The sequence below is a fragment of the Aliiglaciecola aliphaticivorans genome (assembly GCF_054782055.1).
The window spans coordinates 1-4,669 of the sequence record NZ_BAAGTF010000036.1 but is presented as its reverse complement, the minus strand read 5'-3'; the positions used below and the strand labels follow the sequence as shown (position 1 = coordinate 4,669).

The following is a 4,669-nucleotide window of genomic DNA, read 5'->3' as shown; positions in this document are numbered from 1 at the left end:
CACCGCTGATCAGTTAGCATTAGTCTCGGCATGGTATTGAGTTGTTAGTTTATTTTTGGCGAAACAAATTATAACTCTTTACCATGCCGCTCAAAAACCAATCACGAAAGATCAACAGGCCCTAGCTACAATATCATCAGTTACCTCTAATTTGATGTCTAAGTTAGGTAAAATGACATCATGTTCCCCTGTGTAGGTAACAGTGCCACCATCACTTGCTCGATAGCGCATTTGCCACTCGGTAGGATTAGTCCACACCAAATAATCTTCGACACTGTCTTGCAGTACTAAACTCGTCACATCCGTTTTTTCATAGCGTACGCCAATATTCACGTCTATAGGCATATCGGCAATTTCGAAATACATATCTGCAGCTAAGTAAGCACTTTGGGTTTCTTCCGTCAAATCAGCCGTAGTCATGGTGCCAAAGTCAGGGTTTAGGGGATCAATTGAAAAGCCAAAGTAGTCCTGCATTCGAGCTATAACTTCAGCGTAATCGAAGGTGTAATAATAGTTTGTAACTAAGTCATTACCACCGTTTGAAAACTCATCTAAAAAGTTGCCTGTGTCGGTACGAGTAAACATACTATCAGGGAAAATAGCCTGATTGCCGTTGTAACCATTAGGTCCAACATTGCCGTTATTCGCTGAATAACCACCGAAATACTGATCAGTATTGGCGAGACCAAACTGTACTTTTGTGAGGAAACTGTCATTGGGATTGACCCACTCAGTATCCAATTGAATTTGTTCGATGGTCGACTCACCTTCTGCACGCCCAAACTGCGCAAAAAGAGGGTCAAAGTCAGCTGGATCAGCTTCTTCTGCACCATCAGGCCAAGTAATATCGAACTGTGGAATTCCGCCACCAGAAAAATCATAGGTTTTACTGACTATATTGTTGGGTCCTAAAATTACATTTCCCGAATGATGTGTACCATCATCGGCGCCATTATCAGTGGTCGTTTTCGAATCATGGTAGTCAAATTCCACATGAAAATCGTCAGTGGCTTGCCATTCAAAGTTAAAACCAATGGAGTCGCTCTCTACTAACAGGGTTTCAACGTTAGCCGAGTGAGCGAAATCATTACTCGACTCAGTTAAGCTGATAGCTGAACCTCGCTCATCCAGCTCGTAAGAATTGATATTTCCACCGAAGTTAAACCAAATACCAAACCCTTTACCCGATGTCGCCGTTTCGGCTTCAGAATACACGTAATCTAATGTGAAGGTCATATCGTCACGAGGTGCATATTGCAGTGTCGCCATGCCGTTTACACGTGTGCGTTCAACGTTATTAATATTGTAGGAAATTTGACGAGGCAGGTAAGTGTGACCTGCTTTGCCATCCTCCAACGAGCCATCTAATGTATCTTCTTCTAAACTTGTTGCGTCTGGCCTCAAATCGATAAAATCAGTGGTGCTGCCTAGAGATTGGTCTGCCTGCCAACCGGGCACATTGGCACTTTGCTGCTGAAAATTGCGTTCTTGCATGGATAATGAAATGGCGACACCGAAAGTATTGTCGGCAAAAGTATTGCTATATAATGCAGAAATCTCTGGGGTTATATCCGAACCTTCGACATTTGATTCATCATAAATTCCCTTGCCAGAAACCACATATTTCAAGCCTGGGCTGTTTAATGGTTTAGCGGTTATAATATTAACGGTTGCGCCTAAGCCTCCACTTGGTACATCTGCGCGGCCGGTTTTATATAGTTCTAACGCGCTGACACCGTCAGAAGAGAGGTTTTCCAAATCGTATGAGCGATTGTTACCTGTTCCCGGCATTTGGCGACCATTGAGGGTTACCAGGTTAAAGTCAGGTCCGAATCCACGTACTGTTATTTGGCTACCTTCCCCGTTTTTACGGCTAATGGTTACCCCTGGAATACGTTGCAATGATTCCGCGATATTGGTATCAGGAAATTTACCCATTTCTTCAGCAGAAATAGCATCGACCACCCCTTGGCCACTGCGTTTGATATCCATTGCCCGTACCAAAGAGCCGCGGATCCCTTTTACTTGGATCACTTCTACATCATCTTGTGTCGTTACGGCTTCTTCCTGTGCATTAGCGGTAGATACTAAAACGCCACCTAGTAGCATAGACATTGACGCAGCTAAGGTTTTTTTCTTGAAGGTCATGTGTTTCATAGTTGCCCTACTTAAATTGTTCTTTATTCTTTGTAAGCCCTTGGGCTTTACACCTGTTTTGTATTGGCATAAAACCCGGCAAGTCATAATGTGGTATTTCTTCGAGCCTTTAGTTAGACGTGATTTTCAGGTTATCAATGCGATAAACTGCACCATCACCTGTCCCCCAGGCTGGGAATATCATTACGACGTTAATCGCACTTATATCCAGACCTGCATCGGAAAGCGTAAGAAGATCAAATGTATATGTTTGCCATTCGCCGGTAACAGGGGGCTCACCTTCATTACTGGTTTCCACTGCTAATTCCACTGCTGTGGCGGCATCAAGAGACTCCACTTTAAATAGCCAAGCGGTATCTTCGCTAGGGGTTGCAATCACTTTCAAATCGAATTTGATCACGCCATTTGATAATAAAGTGGTAGCGTCAAACTCTGTACTATCCTCAGCTAAGAATCCCATTACGGTAGGCGTTTCGCCGATTTGGAATTCAGCGACTGCGCCATGGGCTGTATCGGCATCGACTTCAACCGTTGGCGTTGAACCGCCGCAGCAATCCCACATAGGCCATAGGGGGTTTTCTGCATTTTCAAACACGGTGAGTGAAGGTGGTGGTGGATTAAAAATCTTAGCATTATCAACACGGTAAACGGCACCTTCTCCTGCGCCCCAAGAAGGGAATATCATCACCACATCAATTGCACTCAAATCCAGACCCGCATCGGCTAAATCTTGTAAGTTAAATGTATAGGTTTGCCATACACCGGTAACCGGAGTAACCCCTTCATTGCTTGCAGATAAATCCAGTTCTACCGCCTGAGAAGCCCCATTACTTTCTGCTTTAAATAACCATGGCGTTGCGTCACTAGCAGTGCCACTAACGACTTTCATTTCAAACTGAATGACACCAACGGCTTCAAGCAAGCTAGCATCAAATTTAATTCCCTCAGCCGACAAGAACCCCATAACAGTAGGCGTTTCACCTATGGAAAATTCTGCCACAGTACCATGGGCTTCATCGTCGATGACTTCTACTGGTGTTGAACCACCACAGCAATCCCAAAGAGGCCAATCTAAATTGGCTTGGTCTTCAAATAATATTAATTCTGGGTAATCGATGGTGAATTCCATATTATCAACTCGATACACCGCACCTTCTCCAGTGCCCCAAGCTGGAAAAATCATAATCACATCAATGGCGGTTAAATCTAAACCCGCATCTGCCAAGTCTTGCATTGAAAACGAAAAGGTTTGCCATGTCCCTGTGGTTAAAGGGTTGCCATCTATATCTTGAGTGATGTCCAGCTCAACCGCTTCACTGGCACTGTTACTCTCAATTTTGAATTTCCAAACCGAGTTAGTATCAACGGGAGCTGAAACGATTTTCATATCAAAGGTCAACGCACCTGCGGTTAACATAGGCGACGCGTCGAAACGCACAGGTGTATCAAGTAAGGTGGTGTTAAACCCCATTACCGTTGGCGCTGAGCCAATAACGAATTCGACAACGGCGCCGTGTTCGTCGTCATCCATTTCTATGCTTGGTGTAGTGCCGCCACAACAATCCCAAATTGGCCAATCTGGATTAGCTTCATCAGCAAATACGGTCAGTTCTTGCACCACACCTGTTGATGGAGGTGAGGGCACTGGCGCCTTTCCCGTAACTAAAGCATCCTCTTCATCTTTGTAACCGGCACGCACTGTTTCGCACCCTTTACCAGTCATCGGGTTAGTTGAGCATTCATAAACTCGAACATAGTCGATAATATAGCTTTGACCATTGGCAAATGCGGTTTCATCGATGCCTAAGTTGTTGACATTAGAGGGCCAATCGCCACCAACGGCTAGGTTGAGTAAAATGTGAAAATCTTGGTCAAATGGTGAAGCATCCCAGTGGACTTCTTTCTCTCCGGTGGCAATATCAAAATATTCTGAAAACCAACCTTGATGAATTAAACCTGAGGCTTCACCGTCGCTGTTATAGCGTACTTCCGAGGCCATCTGTGTCGCGTATAAATAATCATCCACATACCAACGAATTTCACCTTCTTGCCATTCTATTGCATAGGTATGGAAATCATCTGCAGGATTAGCCCCATCGGGCAACAAGTATGCTTTTCCTGAAGACTCGTTTTGTGGCCAGTCGCGACCATAATGTAAGGTGCCATGGATATATTTCTCTTCATTGCCGTCAGCATCTACCACACCTAAGTTCACCGCTTCAAGAATATCGATTTCACCTGACTTTGGCCAAGTACCATAGACTTCGTCAGTCGGTAACATCCAAAAAGCCGGCCAGCTGCCTTGTCCAGAAGGCAATTTAGCGCGCATTTCGAAACGCCCGTATGTCCAGTCGCCCTTATATTTCGTTCTTAGACGGGCTGAAGTCTGTAGGCTCCCCACATTTTTTATACACATATTGTTTCCTTGAGTAGCGCATTTTGCGCTGCTAGGAGCATTGCTGCTGTGACTTTAAAACGTTTATGTAGCAATATCCGTTGAGCTAAAAAGCAG

2 protein-coding genes are annotated in these 4,669 nt (G+C 44.6%); both read right to left on the bottom strand.

What is annotated here, in order from left to right; translation table 11 throughout:
* Nucleotides 1-111 precede the first annotated feature (111 nt).
* Nucleotides 112-2,157 (bottom strand): TonB-dependent receptor, encoded by a 2,046-nt coding sequence (locus ACYVIL_RS16805; RefSeq protein WP_460313606.1) that lies wholly within the window; start codon nucleotides 2,155-2,157, stop codon nucleotides 112-114.
* A gap of 109 nt (nucleotides 2,158-2,266) precedes the next feature.
* Entirely contained in the window at nucleotides 2,267-4,573 is a 2,307-nt protein-coding gene (locus ACYVIL_RS16800; RefSeq protein ID WP_460313604.1) for a family 16 glycosylhydrolase, read from the bottom strand.
* Between the last annotated feature and the right edge of the window lie 96 nt (nucleotides 4,574-4,669).